The sequence below is a fragment of the Pseudomonas sp. R19M genome (genome assembly GCF_050312585.1).
Lineage (GTDB): Bacteria > Pseudomonadota > Gammaproteobacteria > Pseudomonadales > Pseudomonadaceae > Aquipseudomonas > Aquipseudomonas palleroniana.
The window spans coordinates 18,952-33,031 of the sequence record NZ_JBNPJV010000027.1; the positions used below are offsets into that span (position 1 = coordinate 18,952).

General features: G+C 61.4%; 12 protein-coding genes and 1 other RNA gene. All 13 read right to left on the reverse strand.

Features of this window, described 5'->3' with window-relative positions; all coding sequences use genetic code 11:
* Positions 1 to 4: 4 nt before the first annotated feature.
* The 13 genes from ACQRBT_RS04430 to rnpB all read right to left on the reverse strand — a co-directional run bounded on the left by ACQRBT_RS04430 (position 5) and on the right by rnpB (position 14,080).
* Positions 5 to 961, reverse strand: a complete 957-nt coding sequence (locus tag ACQRBT_RS04430) for a D-alanine--D-alanine ligase (RefSeq protein ID WP_060753908.1) — start codon at positions 959 to 961, stop codon at positions 5 to 7.
* Complete coding sequence (murC, locus tag ACQRBT_RS04435) at positions 958 to 2,406, reverse strand: UDP-N-acetylmuramate--L-alanine ligase (protein ID WP_060753909.1); 1,449 nt, start codon at positions 2,404 to 2,406, stop codon at positions 958 to 960. The genes ACQRBT_RS04430 and murC overlap by 4 nt, the downstream gene beginning before the upstream one ends.
* A complete protein-coding gene (gene murG, locus ACQRBT_RS04440) occupies positions 2,399 to 3,469 on the reverse strand; it encodes an undecaprenyldiphospho-muramoylpentapeptide beta-N-acetylglucosaminyltransferase (RefSeq protein ID WP_104995545.1) in 1,071 nt (356 codons plus the stop codon). The genes murC and murG overlap by 8 nt, the downstream gene beginning before the upstream one ends.
* Positions 3,459 to 4,682: a putative lipid II flippase FtsW gene (gene ftsW, locus ACQRBT_RS04445; RefSeq protein WP_060753911.1), complete on the reverse strand. Its 1,224-nt coding sequence runs from the start codon at positions 4,680 to 4,682 to the stop codon at positions 3,459 to 3,461. The genes murG and ftsW overlap by 11 nt, the downstream gene beginning before the upstream one ends.
* On the reverse strand, positions 4,679 to 6,025 hold the full coding sequence (murD, locus tag ACQRBT_RS04450; protein ID WP_104995544.1) for a UDP-N-acetylmuramoyl-L-alanine--D-glutamate ligase: 1,347 nt from the start codon (positions 6,023 to 6,025) through the stop codon (positions 4,679 to 4,681). The genes ftsW and murD overlap by 4 nt, the downstream gene beginning before the upstream one ends.
* Before the next feature lie 6 nt (positions 6,026 to 6,031).
* Positions 6,032 to 7,114, reverse strand: coding sequence for a phospho-N-acetylmuramoyl-pentapeptide-transferase (gene mraY / locus ACQRBT_RS04455; protein ID WP_060753913.1), 1,083 nt, complete (start codon positions 7,112 to 7,114; stop codon positions 6,032 to 6,034).
* Positions 7,114 to 8,484, reverse strand: a complete 1,371-nt coding sequence (locus tag ACQRBT_RS04460) for a UDP-N-acetylmuramoyl-tripeptide--D-alanyl-D-alanine ligase (RefSeq protein WP_060753914.1) — start codon at positions 8,482 to 8,484, stop codon at positions 7,114 to 7,116. The genes mraY and ACQRBT_RS04460 overlap by 1 nt, the downstream gene beginning before the upstream one ends.
* Positions 8,477 to 9,940 carry a UDP-N-acetylmuramoyl-L-alanyl-D-glutamate--2,6-diaminopimelate ligase gene (locus ACQRBT_RS04465; protein WP_060753915.1) on the reverse strand — a complete coding sequence of 488 codons (1,464 nt, stop codon included), beginning with the start codon at positions 9,938 to 9,940 and terminating at the stop codon, positions 8,477 to 8,479. The genes ACQRBT_RS04460 and ACQRBT_RS04465 overlap by 8 nt, the downstream gene beginning before the upstream one ends.
* Positions 9,940 to 11,682, reverse strand: a complete 1,743-nt coding sequence (locus tag ACQRBT_RS04470; protein WP_162843543.1) for a peptidoglycan D,D-transpeptidase FtsI family protein — start codon at positions 11,680 to 11,682, stop codon at positions 9,940 to 9,942. Before ACQRBT_RS04470 ends, ACQRBT_RS04465 begins: the two co-directional genes overlap by 1 nt.
* Positions 11,682 to 11,975, reverse strand: coding sequence for a cell division protein FtsL (ftsL, locus tag ACQRBT_RS04475; protein WP_003171871.1), 294 nt, complete (start codon positions 11,973 to 11,975; stop codon positions 11,682 to 11,684). The genes ACQRBT_RS04470 and ftsL overlap by 1 nt, the downstream gene beginning before the upstream one ends.
* Positions 11,972 to 12,919 carry a 16S rRNA (cytosine(1402)-N(4))-methyltransferase RsmH gene (gene rsmH / locus ACQRBT_RS04480; protein WP_060753917.1) on the reverse strand — a complete coding sequence of 316 codons (948 nt, stop codon included), beginning with the start codon at positions 12,917 to 12,919 and terminating at the stop codon, positions 11,972 to 11,974. Before rsmH ends, ftsL begins: the two co-directional genes overlap by 4 nt.
* Positions 12,916 to 13,371, reverse strand: coding sequence for a division/cell wall cluster transcriptional repressor MraZ (mraZ, locus tag ACQRBT_RS04485; protein WP_003171868.1), 456 nt, complete (start codon positions 13,369 to 13,371; stop codon positions 12,916 to 12,918). The genes rsmH and mraZ overlap by 4 nt, the downstream gene beginning before the upstream one ends.
* A 355-nt stretch (positions 13,372 to 13,726) precedes the next feature.
* Positions 13,727 to 14,080, reverse strand: an RNA gene (rnpB, locus tag ACQRBT_RS04490) — RNase P RNA component class A.

Here is a 14,080-nt window from a genome sequence, read left to right on the forward strand (position 1 = left end):
GTTCTTAGCCTCTTGACTCAACGCTTGCGGCCAGGATCGCCAGCACCAGCTGCTGGAAATCCAGACCGGCGGCACGGGCGGCCATAGGTACCAGGCTGTGATCGGTCATGCCGGGAGCGGTGTTGACTTCCAGGAACCAGAAATTCCCTTGCTCATCCTGCATCACGTCTGCCCGCGCCCAACCGGCGATACCCAGTGCCTCACAGGCTTTCGCCGTGAGGTCCATCAATTGCTGTTCCTTGGTTGAATCGAGGCCACATGGAATCCGGTACTGGGTATCGGAGGCCAGGTACTTGGCGTCGTAGTCATAAAAGGTGTGGGGCGTACCCAATGCGATAGGCGGCAATACCTGGCCACGCAGGGTGGCGATGGTGTACTCGGGACCTTGGATCCACTGTTCCACCAACACTTGCGAATCGTAGGTACTTGCCGCTTTCCATGCGTCGATCAATTCGGCGGCCGAGTTCACTTTGGCCATGCCGATACTGGAGCCTTCATGGGCAGGTTTGACGATCAAAGGCAGACCCAGTTCCTTGGCCGCAGAAATACAATCGTCTTCGCTGCACAGAACGCTGTGACGCGGGGTTGGAATCCCCAGGCTGTGCCACACCTGCTTGGTGCGCAACTTGTCCATGGCCAAGGCAGAAGCGAGGATGCCGCTGCCGGTGTAAGGGATGCCCGCGCACTCCAACAGCCCCTGCATGCTGCCGTCTTCACCGCCACGGCCGTGGAGAATGATGAAGGCGCGGTCGATCTTCTCGGCCTGCAGGCGGGCGAGGAAATCATCGCCCACGTCGATACCGAAGGCATTCACACCGGCGCTTTGCAAGGCTTCGAGCACGGCGTTGCCGGATTTGAGCGACACTTCGCGCTCGGCGCTTTTACCGCCGAACAGCACCGCTACACGGCCGAAGTCGGCCGGGGTGATTCTGGAAAACAGGGAGCCGTAGTCAGTGGTCATTTCGACTTCCCCTTTTCGGCAGCGGCGAAAAGCGGGCTCGCCAGCAATTTAGGGGCAAGGCCACCGATGTCGCCGGCGCCCTGGCACAGCAGGATATCGCCGGCACGCAACAGCGGCTTGACGAGCGGCGCCAGATCCACGCCGCGCTCGATATAGATAGGGTCCAACTGGCCACGCTGGCGGATGCTGTTGCACAACTTGCGGCTGTCGGCGCCCGGAATCGGTTCTTCACCGGCCGGGTAGACTTCCATCAACAGCAGCACGTTGGCATCGGCCAATACATTGACGAAATCGTCATACAGGTCGCGGGTGCGGCTGTAGCGGTGCGGCTGGTAGACCATCACCAGGCGGCGCTCCGGCCAACCACCGCGCACGGCCTTGATCACCGCCGCGACTTCAGTCGGGTGGTGGCCGTAGTCGTCCACCAGCATCACGTCGCCACCGTCTACCGGCAACTGGCCGTAGACCTGGAAGCGGCGGCCCACACCGGCAAAGCGCGACAAGCCTTCGACAATGGCTTCATCGCTGACGCCCTCGTCGGTGGCGATGCAGATGGTCGCCAGGGAGTTGAGCACGTTGTGGTTGCCCGGCATGTTGACCGAGACATCCAGCGGCTCACGATCAGGACGCAGCACGGTGAAGAAAGTTTGCATGCCTTCCTGGCGCACATTGATTGCGCGCACGTCCGCGTCTTCGCTGAAGCCGTAGGTCACGGTCGGGCGCTTGACCAGCGGCAGGATTTCACGCACGACCGGATCGTCCAGGCACACCACGGCCAACCCGTAGAACGGCAGGTTGTGCAGGAACTCGACGAAGGTTTTCTTCAACTTGTTGAAGTCGCCGTCGTAGGTCGCCATGTGGTCCGCGTCGATGTTGGTCACCACCGCCACCAACGGTTGCAGGTGCAGGAAGCTGGCATCACTTTCGTCGGCTTCGGCGATCAGGTAGCGGCTGGTGCCGAGCTGTGCATTGGTGCCGGCTGCATTCAGGCGGCCACCAATCACGAACGTCGGGTCCAGGCCACCGGCGGCGAATACCGAGGCGATCAGGCTGGTGGTGGTGGTTTTGCCGTGAGTACCGGCGACGGCGATGCCATGGCGATAGCGCATCAGCTCGGCCAGCATCTCGGCGCGTGGCACCACCGGAATACGCCGTTCAAGGGCGGTGGCCACTTCCGGGTTGGAGGTGTTCACGGCACTGGAAACCACCAGCACGTCCGCCTCGGCGGCGTTCTCGGCACGATGGCCGATAAAGATCTGTGCACCGAAGGACTTCAGGCGATCGGTCACCGGCGACTCTTTCAAGTCCGAACCGGACACCTGGTAACCCAGGTTCAGCAAGACCTCGGCAATACCGCACATGCCCACGCCGCCGATCCCGACGAAGTGGATACGACGGATGCGGCGCATCTCCGGTTGTGGCATGGCTTTCTGATTCTCAACCATGGGCCACCTCCAGGCAGATATCCACCACGGTGCGGGTAGCGTCGGGTTTGGCCAGGCGGCTTGCGGTGCTCGCCATGTTGCTGAGTCGTTCCGGTTGCATCAAAACCTCGGTCAGGCGTGCGGCCAAATCGGCGGCGCCAGTCGTTCTTTGCGGCAGCAGGAAGGCGGCGCCCTCCCCGGCCAAATATTCGGCGTTGCGGGTCTGGTGATCGTCGATGGCATGGGGCAAAGGCACCAGCAACGATGGCAGACCGGCGGCGGCCAGTTCACTGACGGTCAGCGCACCAGCGCGACAGACCACCAGGTCGGCCCAGCCATAGGCGTGGGCCATGTCTTTGATGAAGGGCTGTACGTTCGCCTCTACACCTGCCTCGCGATAGCGCGTGGCGGTGACTTCACCATGATCCTTGCCGGCCTGATGGAAGATCTCCGGGCGCAGCTCCACCGGGAGTTGCGCCACGGCTTCCGGCAGCAGCTTGTTCAGCGGCTCGGAGCCCAGGCTTCCGCCCAGGATCAGCAGGTGAGCCTTGCGCCCGACCAGGGCCTGGCGCGCGATATCCATAAACAGTTCGGTGCGTACCGGGTTGCCGGTGGTACGCAGTTTGTCCGAGACACCAAAGGTCTTCGGGAAAGCCTCGCACACCCGCGCAGCCAACGGCGCCAGCAGGCGGTTGGCGGTGCCGGCGACGGCGTTCTGCTCGTGCACGATCACCGGCACACCCGCGAGCCTGGCGGCAACACCGCCAGGGCCGGTGACGTAACCACCAAAACCGAGCACACAGACCGGCTTCAGTTCGCGGATGATCCTGCGTGCCTGGAACACCGCCTTGAGCAGCACAAACGGCGCCTTGAGCAGGGACAGTTTGCTTTTGCCACGCAGGCCAGTGACGTTGATCAAATGCAACGGCAGGCCGGCATTCGGTACCAGGTCGTTCTCGATGCCACGTGGCGTCCCCAGCCAGTGCACGGTGTAGCCACGGCTCTGGAATTCACGGGCGCAAGCCAGGGCCGGGAACACATGGCCCCCGGTGCCGCCCGCCATGATCAGCACGTTAGCGCCCATGAGACGGCTCCTCGGCGAAGTCGCTTTCGCTGAACTCCATCTCTTCGCTGCCCAGGTGGGTTCGACTCTCCCACTCGATGCGCAGCAACAAGCCCAGGCACACGCAGCAGATCACCAACGAACTGCCGCCATAACTGAGGAACGGCAAGGTCAGGCCCTTGGTCGGCAGCAGGCCGACGTTCACCCCGATGTTGATCAGGAACTGGCCGATCCACAGGAACGACAAGCCGTACGCCACATAGGCGGCGAAAAACTGTTTGGCCTTCTCGGCCCACAAGCCGATGTACATACCGCGTACGCACACAAACAGGAACAACGCGACGGTGCACAGCGAACCCACCACGCCCAGCTCTTCGGCGAGCACCGAGAATACGAAGTCGGTATGCGCTTCCGGCAGGTAGAACTGCTTCTGCACACTGTTGCCCAGGCCCACGCCCAGCCACTCGCCGCGACCGAAGGCGATCAGCGCCTGGGTCAACTGGTAGCCGGAACCGAACTGGTCGGACCAGGGGTCGGTAAAGGTAATCAGACGCGCCATACGATAGGGTTGCGCCTGGACCAGAATCGTCACCGCCGCAACCGCCAGCACCACCATCAAGGTGAAACGGAACAGGCCCACGCCGCCCAGGAACAACATCGCCGCCGCCGCACCCATCATCACCACGGTTGCGCCGAAGTCGGGTTCCATCAGCAACAGGCCGGCCATCGGCAGCAGCACGATGAACGGCTTGAAGAAGCCCATCCAGCTTTCGCGCACTTCTTTCTGTCGACGTACCAGGTAGCCGGCGAGGTAGATCACCACGAACACCTTGGCGATTTCCGACGGCTGCACGTTGAACGCACCGAAGCCGATCCAGCGCATCGAACCGTTCACCTCGCGACCGATGCCGGGCAGGATCACCATGACCAGCAAGCCGAACGCACCGATCAGCATCATCCAACCCAGGCGCTGCCAGGTGGCGATGGGGATCATCATGGTGACAACGCCGGCCCCGAGGCCGATCACCAGGTACACCAGGTGACGGATCATCATGTAGAGGGTGTTGCCCGACTGCACGGCGGCAACTTCGGAGGATGCCGAAGTGATCATCACCAGGCCCAGGCCCAGCAGCGCGAGGCAGCCGGCGAGCATTGGGAAGTCGAGGTCGATACCACGCCCGGTGATGATCGGCGACGGGTACGGCTTGATGATGTTTCTGAAATTGATGCTCATGCCAAGGCCTCCACGCCGCGGGCAAACAACTGGCCGCGCTCTTCGTAGTTCTTGAACATGTCGAAACTGGCACAGGCCGGCGACAGCAACACCGCATCGCCCGGCTGGGCCAGGGCCCTGCATTGCGCAATGGCGTCGTCCAGGGACGTCACGCGAACCTGCGGCACGGCGTCACCAATGGCGGCACCGATCAGGTCCGAATCACGGCCCATCAACACCACGGCGCGGCAATGTGCGGCGACCGGCTCTTTGAGGTCTTTGAAGTCGGCGCCTTTGCCATCACCGCCGGCAATCAACACCAACTTGCCTTCGATATCGGCGCCGAGGCCTTCGATGGCCGCCAGCGCCGCACCGACGTTGGTCGCTTTGGAATCGTTGTAGTAGCTGACGCCATCCAGGTCGCGAACCCACTGGCAGCGATGCTCAAGACCACCGAATGTGCGCAGGCTCGACAACATGGCATCGAACGGCAGGCCAACGGCATGACCGAGCGCCAGTGCCGCCAGGGCGTTGGACTGGTTATGCGCACCGCGGATTTTCAGCTCGCGCACCGGCATCAGGTTCTGGAATTCGAAGGCCAGGTATTTCTCGCCGTTTTCTTCACGGATACCGAAGGCCTTGAAGTCGGGTTTGCCCAGACCGAAGGTCCAGCACGGCAGGCCCTCGCCCATCAGCGGACGGCTCAAGGCATCCTGACGGTTGACCACCACCTGCCTGGCACCGCGGAAGATCCGGTGTTTGGCCAGGTGATACGCCGGCAGGCCGCTGTAGCGGTCCATGTGGTCTTCGCTGACGTTCAGCACGGTGGCGACTTCGGCGCCCAGGTCGTGGGTGGTTTCCAGCTGGAAGCTCGATAGCTCCATGACGTACAGCTCGACGTCGTCGCTGAGCAAATCCAGGGCCGGCACGCCGAGGTTGCCGCCCACGGCCACACGCTTGCCGGCCGCTACGGCCATCTCCCCGACCAGGGTAGTCACGGTGCTTTTTGCATTGGAGCCGCTGATGGCCACGATCGGCGCCTTCGCGTGCCGCGCAAACAGGTCGATATCGCCCGACAGCTTCACGCCACGCGCCGCTGCTGCTTGCAGGGCCGGTGTCGCCAGCGCCAGGCCGGGGCTCACGTAGAGCTCGTCGGCGCGGCACAGAAACTCGACATCCAGCTCGCCACAACGCACTTCCACGTGCGGATAGTCACGGCGCAGCGTGACCAGCTCCGGTGGATTTTCCCGCGTGTCGGCCACGGCGAACGCCACGCCCCGGCTCGCCAGGAAGCGAACCAGGGACATGCCGCTCTTGCCGAGGCCGACAACGATGCGGAAGTGGTCTGAAGCGATCAGGGACACTCGTTTCTACCTCAGTTTCAGGGTGGCAAGGCCGATCAGCACGAGAATCACGGTGATGATCCAGAAACGGACAATCACGCGTGGCTCGGGCCAGCCCTTGAGTTCAAAGTGGTGGTGAATCGGCGCCATGCGGAACACACGACGCCCGGTCAATTTGAAGGAAGCCACCTGGATGACCACCGACAGGGTTTCCATCACGAACACACCGCCCATGATGAACAGCACGATTTCCTGGCGAACGATCACCGCGATGGTACCCAGGGCCGCGCCCAGCGCGAGTGCGCCGACGTCGCCCATGAAGACTTGGGCCGGGTAGGTGTTGAACCACAGGAACCCCAGGCCGGCACCGATCAGTGCGCCGCAGAACACGATCAACTCGCCAGCGCCCGGTACGTAGGGAATCAGCAGGTATTCAGCGAATTTCACGTTACCCGACAGGTAGCAGAAGATGCCGAGCGCACCGCCCACCATCACCGTCGGCATGATCGCGAGGCCATCAAGGCCGTCGGTCAGGTTCACCGCGTTGCTGGAGCCGACGATCACGAAGTAGGTCAGCACCACGAAACCAACGCCGAGGGGAATGCTGGCGTCCTTGAGCATCGGGATGATCAGGGTGGTTTCGACCGCGCTTGGCGCAGTGGTGTAGAGGAAAATCGCAGCGGCGAGCCCGAACACCGATTGCCAGAAATACTTCCAGCGGCTTGGCAGCCCCTTGGAGTTTTTCTCGATCACTTTGCGGTAGTCGTCCACCCAGCCGATGGCGCCGAACAACAGGGTCACCAGCAATACCACCCACACATAGCGGTTGTGCAGGTCGGCCCACAACAAGGTGCTGATACCGATGGACGACAGGATCAACGCACCGCCCATGGTCGGGGTGCCGGACTTGGACAGGTGCGACTGCGGGCCGTCATTGCGAACCGATTGACCAATTTGCAGGTTCTGCAGGGTACGGATCATCCATGGCCCCAGGAACAGCGACAGAGACAGCGCGGTCAGCACACCCAGAATCCCGCGCAGGGTCAGGTACTGAAAGACCGCGAAGCCTTTGTAGAACTGTTGCAGATACTCAGCCAGCAGCAGCAGCATTAATGTTTCTCCGTACTTGAGCCACACAAGGCCGCGACGACGTTTTCCATCACCGCGCTGCGCGATCCCTTGATCAAAATAGTGGTGTGTTTGTCTTGTTCAGCCGCTGTCAGCGCCTGGATCAATTCGGCCTGGGTCGCGAAGTGCCGCGCGCCTGCGCCAAAGGCGTTGACGGCGTGCGCCATGTTCGAGCCGACGGCGTAAAGCGCATCGACTTTGCCGGCGGCATACGCGCCAACTTCACGGTGGCCTTGTTCAGCCCAGTCGCCCAATTCGCCGATATCGCCCAAGACCAGCACCTTGCGCCCGTCGAAGCCCTTGAGCAGATCCACGGCGGCATTGATGGAGGATGGGTTGGCGTTGTAAGTGTCATCAATGACGCGCATACCGTTGCTTGCCAACTGCGCCACGGTACGCCCCTTGACCGGCTGCACGGCGCCCAGGCCGGTCGCGATACCGAACAACGACACACCCAGGGCGTACGCAGCGGCGGCGGCGGCCAGGGCATTGGCGACGTTATGGTTGCCGAGCAGATTCAGTTGCACCCGCGCACTGCCCTGCGGGGTATGCAGGGTGAACGACGGGCAGCCACGGGCGTCGACAGAGATATCGGAGGCGTGGAAATCAGCGGCGGCATTCAGTACGGCAAAAGTCAGCACCTTGCGACCGGCAGCGCGTACACGCCAGGTCTCGAAAGCCTTGTCGTCGAGATTCAAAACCGCAGTGCCGGATGCGTCGAGACCCTCAAGGATTTCACCCTTGGCCTCGACGATTTTCTGCGGGCCGCCGAACTCACCGACGTGGGCGGTACCGGCGTTGCTGATGATCGCTACGTGAGGCTTGGTCAGCGCCACGGTGTAGGCGATTTCGCCGATGCGCGAAGCGCCCAGTTCGATCACTGCCGCCGTGTGTTCCGGGGCCAGTTCGAGCAGGGTCAGCGGAGCGCCGAAATCATTGTTCAGGTTGCCACGGGTAGCGAGCACCGGCCCACGCGTGCGCAACACACCGGCAAGCAGCTCCTTGACCGTGGTCTTGCCGCTGGAGCCGGTGATGGCCGCGACAGGCTTGTCAAAGGCGACGCGGTTCAGCGCACCCAGCTGACCGAGGGCCAGGCGGGTATCGGCGACCAGCAACTGCGGCAAGGCGCAGTCCGCAACTTCACGTTGCACCAGAGCCCCGACTGCACCTTTGGCGGCAACGTCGTTCAGGTAATCGTGCCCGTCAAAGCGCGGGCCGGCCAAAGCCACAAACAGCTGGCCCGGCTTGATATTACGGCTGTCGATACTGACGCCGTCGAAGCTGCAGTCGCTCGACAACACGCGGGCCGAAAGGGTCTGGGCCAGTTCGCTGAACTTCATCGCCTTAAGCATGGGCAACCTCCCAGGCGGTCAAGGCATGATCGGCCTCGACCAGATCGGAGAAGGCATGGCGTTCGCCGTTGATTTCCTGGTAGTCCTCATGGCCTTTACCGGCCAGCACCACCACGTCGTCAGCGCCGGCGCTGGCGATCAACTGGGCAATGGCTGCACCACGACCGGCAACGAACGTGGCCTTGGAAGCGTCTTTGAAACCAGCACGGATGTCGTCGAAAATCTGGCTCGGGTTTTCGCTGCGCGGGTTGTCGTCGGTCACGAGCATGCCGTCGGCCAGGCGCTCGACAATCTCGGCCATCAACGGACGCTTGCCCCGATCACGGTCACCACCGCAGCCGAACAGGCAGAGCAATTTGCCCTTGGCGTGTGGGCGCAGGGCCACCAGGACTTTTTCGAGGGCGTCCGGCGTGTGGGCATAATCGACCACCACCAACGGCTGCGAACCGCCACCCAGGCGCTGCATACGGCCGACCGGACCTTCCAGCTTCGGCAGGACTTTCAGGATTTCGTCGAGGGCGTAATCCAGGCCGAGCAACGCGCCGATGGCGGCGAGGACGTTACTCAGGTTGAAACGCCCCAACAGGCTGCTGCGCAAGTGGTGCTCGCCTTGTGGAGTCACCAGTGTGGCGAGCACGCCTTCGTCATTGAACTGGGCTTCTCGGCAATACAGGTACGCGCTGGCGTCTTCCAGGCTGTAGCTGATCAGGCGCGACTCACCCTCCTGGGCCGCCAACTGACGACCGAACGCGTCATCCAGGTTCACCACGCGGCACTTCAAGTCATTCCAGGCAAACAGCTTGGCCTTTTCGGCAGCGTAGGCCTCCATGGTGCCGTGGTAGTCCAGGTGATCGCGGGACAGGTTGGTCATCACCGCCACATCAAAGGCCAGCGCCGCAACGCGGCCCTGGTGCAGGCCATGGGAAGACACTTCCATGGCCACCGCCTTGGCACCGGCCTTTTTCAGGTCGGCCAGGGTGGCTTGCACGGCGATCGGGTTCGGCGTTGTGTGCAGGCCGCTTTGCAGCGCGCCATAAAAACCGGTGCCCAGCGTGCCGACAATGCCGCAGTGCTGGCCCAGCAGGTCAAGCGCTTGTGCGACCAGCTGGGTCACGCTGGTCTTGCCGTTGGTACCGGTCACGCCCACCAGGTTCAGCTGGCGACTCGGGTCGCCATAGAAACGCCCGGCGATATCGGACAATTGCGCCGCCAAGCCCTTGACCGGAATCAACGGGACATCGGTGATCGGCAACACGGTGGCGCCTTCCACTTCATAAGCCACGGCCGCAGCGCCGCGCTGCAGCGCATCGGCGATATGCTCGCGACCATCGAATTTGCCACCAGGCACCGCCAGGAACAGGTCCCCGGCGCGTACGCTACGGCTGTCCAGGCTCAGCTCGCGAATCAACAGGTCGTGACCGGCGTGGGCGAAAATCTTGTTCAGGCTAAGAGACATCAGCCGCGCCCTCCATTGGCTTTTGCAGCGGCGGCCGGTGCTCCGGCATTCGCTTGTTGGGTCGGCGGCAGATTGTCCGGCGTGATGTTCATCAGACGCAGGGTGCCGGACATGACTTTGCTGAACACCGGCGCCGATACCAGGCCACCGAAGTAGCCGGCTTTACTCGGTTCATCAATCACTACGACGATGGCGTAGCGCGGATCACTCATCGGGCCGAAGCCGGCGAACAGTGAGCGGTAGGAGTTTTCGGCATAGCCCTTGGTACCCACCGACGTTTTACGCGCCGTACCGGACTTGCCTGCCACGTGATAGGCCGGCACCTGGGCGCGGAATACGCCACGCGGGGCTTCGATCACTTGTTGCAGCATGCCTTGCATGGTCTTGGCGACTTTTTCCGGGATGACCTGGGTAGCTTTCGGCGCTTCGTCGACATGGATCAGGCTCAAAGGAACCATGCGACCGTTATTGGCCAATACCGAGAAAGCGTGCGCCAGCTGGATCGCCGTTACCGACAGGCCGTAGCCATAGGACAGTGTGGCGGTCTCGGCTTTTTTCCAGTCGCGGTAGTTCGGCAGGTTGCCCACGCGCTCGCCCGGGAAATCCAGGCCGGTGGGTTGGCCCAAGCCGATCTTCTGGGCCAGGTGGTAGATGGTTTCGCCGCCGATATCGAAGGCGACCTTACTCATACCCACGTTACTGGAGTTGATCAGAATACCGGTCAAATCCAGCACCGGACCTTCGGTACGGGACACGTCACGAATGGTGTATTTGCCCAACTGCAAGGTGCCTGGGTAAACCTCGACTTTGTCGCTCGGCTTCCAGCGCCCGGTTTCGAGGGCGGCACTCATGGAGATGGCTTTCATGGTCGAACCCGGCTCGAACACGTCGATCATGGCGCGGTTACGCATCATCGCCGGTTGCAGGTTGCGACGGTTGTTCGGGTTGTAGGTCGGCTGGTTGACCATTGCGAGGATTTCGCCGGTCTTCACGTCCATGATAACCAGGCTACCGGCCTTGGCGCCGTTCTCTATGATCGCGTTACGCAGTTCACGGTTGGCCAGGTATTGCAGACGCAGGTCAATCGACAACGCCAAGGGCTTGCCAGCCTTGGCGTTCTTGGTGACCTGGACATCCTTGATCAGCCTGCCGCGCCGGTCCTTGATGACCTGTCGCTTGCCGGGAACCCCGGCCAGCCATTCATCGTAGGCCAGCTCGACACCTTCGCGACCGTGGTCGTCGATATCGGTGAAGCCGACCATATGCGCGGTGGTTTCACCGGCTGGGTAGAAACGACGAAACTCCTCGATGCCGTAGACACCGGGGACTTTAAGGTCGAGCACTTGCTGGCCCTGCTCAGGGGTGAGCCCGCGAACCAGGTAGATGAATTCTTTATTGGCCTGGGCTTCCAGACGCTCAGCCAGGGCTTTCGGATCCTGGCCCAGGGCGGCTGCGAGTTCCGGCCATTTTTCCTTGGCGGTCTGCAGTTCCTTGGCGTTGGCCCACAGGGTCGTCACCGGGGTACTGACGGCCAGAGGCTCGCCGTTGCGGTCGGTGATCAGGCCACGGTGCGCCGGGATCGGGATATGACGCAGGCTACGGGCATCGCCCTGACCAATCAGGAAGTCACGGTCGACGACCTGCAGGTCGATGATGCGCCAGGCGATTGCGCCCACCATCAGCGCCAGCAAGCCGAGCACCACGCGGAAGCGCCATGGGTAGAGTGCGCCTTCGAGCTTCATCATGGCGCCACCATGCGGACTTCGGCCGCGCCCGGAATGTGCATTTTCAGCTGCTCGGTGGCCAGCACCTCGATACGGCTGTGGGCGGTCCAGGTGCTTTGCTCGAGAATCAACCGACCCCACTCCGCCTGAGCCTTGTCGCGCACGCTCAATTCCCCGTACAGGGTATTGAGCAACTGGCGGTTCCAGTGGGCGCTGTAGGACACCGCGATCGCGGACACCAGCACGCCGATAAACAGCAGCAACATAAAGAAGCTACCGCCCGGGAGGGGCTTGGCGAAAAGCTTGCTCACCGTAACTTCTCCGCAACACGCATGACGGCACTACGGGCACGCGGGTTGGCCTTGAGTTCAGCTTCGGAAGCGAACTGCGCTTTGCCATGGATCTTGATTTTCGGCACAAAGGCTTCGAAACGCACCGGCAGGTTGCGCGGCAGGTTATCCGTCTCGCCCTTGACCAGGCGACGCATGAACAGTTTGACGATGCGGTCTTCCAGGGAGTGGAAGCTGATCACCACCAGGCGCCCCCCCACTTCGAGGGCATCCAGCGCGGCTTCAAGGCCGGCTTCCAAGTCACCCAGTTCGTTATTGACGTGAATACGCAGGCCCTGGAACGCACGGGTGGCCGGATTTTTACCTTTTTCCCAAGCAGGGTTGGCAACCTTCAGCACTTCGGCCAGGTCGGCGGTACGTTCGAACGGCTGGATCTCGCGGCGCTCGACCACGGCGCGAGCCATGCGGCCGGCGAAACGTTCTTCACCATATTCCTTGAACACGCGGGCGATTTCTTCCACCGGCGCCGTGGCGATGAACTGCGCAGCACTGACGCCCCGGGTAGGATCCATGCGCATATCGAGGGGGCCGTCGTTCATGAAGCTGAAGCCGCGCTCCGGGTCGTCGAGTTGTGGCGAGGACACGCCCAGATCGAGCAAAACCCCGGCCACCTTGCCTGCCATGCCGCGTTCGGTCACTTCGGCACCCAGCTCGGCAAAGCTACGCTGCACAACGACAAAGCGGCCGTCTTCGGCCGCTAGCGCTTGCCCGGTGGCAATCGCTTGAGGGTCTTTGTCGAATCCGAGGAGTTTGCCGTCAGATCCGAGCTGGCTGAGTATCAAACGGCTATGCCCGCCCCTGCCGAAGGTGCCATCCACATAGCAGCCATCCGCGCGTACGGCGAGAGCCTCAACGGCTTCGTCAAGCAGTACGGTGATGTGGTTAAAGCCGCTATCAATAGTCACAGGATCAAATCACGCAGTTCATCAGGCATGGCGCCCGGTTGTTGAATAGCCGCCAGGTCAGCTGCAGAAACAGCATCCCAGGCATCTTCGTCCCACAATTGGAACTTGTTCAGTTGGCCCACCAGCATTGCGCGCTTGTCGAGCTTGGCGTATTCGCGCAGACGCGGAGGCACCAGGAAACGACCGCTGCCATCCAGTTCGAGGTCGACGGCATTACCAATCAGCAAACGCTGCAGGCGACGGTTTTCTTCACGCAATGAAGGCAGAGCGCGCAACTTGGTTTCAATCAACTCCCACTCATCGAGGGGGTAAACACATAAACAAGGGTCAACAGCATCAATCGTGATGATTAACTGGCCTGAACTTCGCGAAATGAGCTCGTCACGATACCGGCTCGGCATGGCGAGACGGCCTTTTGCATCGAGACTGATAGCGTTGGCTCCGCGAAACACAGTTGCGTTTCTCCAAATTTTAGCGTTTTACGTTCAAAAAACCCACTTTGTGCCACTTTCCGCCACTTGCGCACACTATAGGAATGCGCCCACCACACCGTCAAGGCGCGGATTCAAGGAAAAGCCTTACAGAACGGAGATTTAGGAGCGCAAAAGGAGGAGAAACGAGAGTTTGGCGATGTTTTTGACTCAACAACCGCAAATAGCTCATGGAGCTATGGCTTAAAGTTAAAGTGATTTATTAAGAGTAAGATTTTTTTGGTATTACGAAGATGCATCTGCCAATGATTCGGCAGGGAGGGAGTCTTGCGTTACTACCGGTTTTCTGCCCGAGATCCGGACAGAAGGAAAAAAGGTGGAGAGTCGATCTATAAGCCGGGTTCTGTCTTGAACAGTCATTCGTCTACGATGGCCATCACTGGACATCTTTAGCAACCTACCCGGTCCCAGCGCGGGCCACGCCTTGGGACCCTATTTGGTCTTGCTCCAAGTGGGGTTTACCTAGCCACGAACTGTTGCCAGTCGTGCGGTGCGCTCTTACCGCACCTTTTCACCCTTACCGGCACCGAAGTGCTTAGGCGGTTATTTTCTGTGGCACTTTCCGTAGGCTCACGCCTCCCAGGCATTACCTGGCACTTCGCCCTATGGAGCCCGGACTTTCCTCCCCCCCCTAATTTTCATAGAGGGCAGCGACTGTCCAATCGACTCT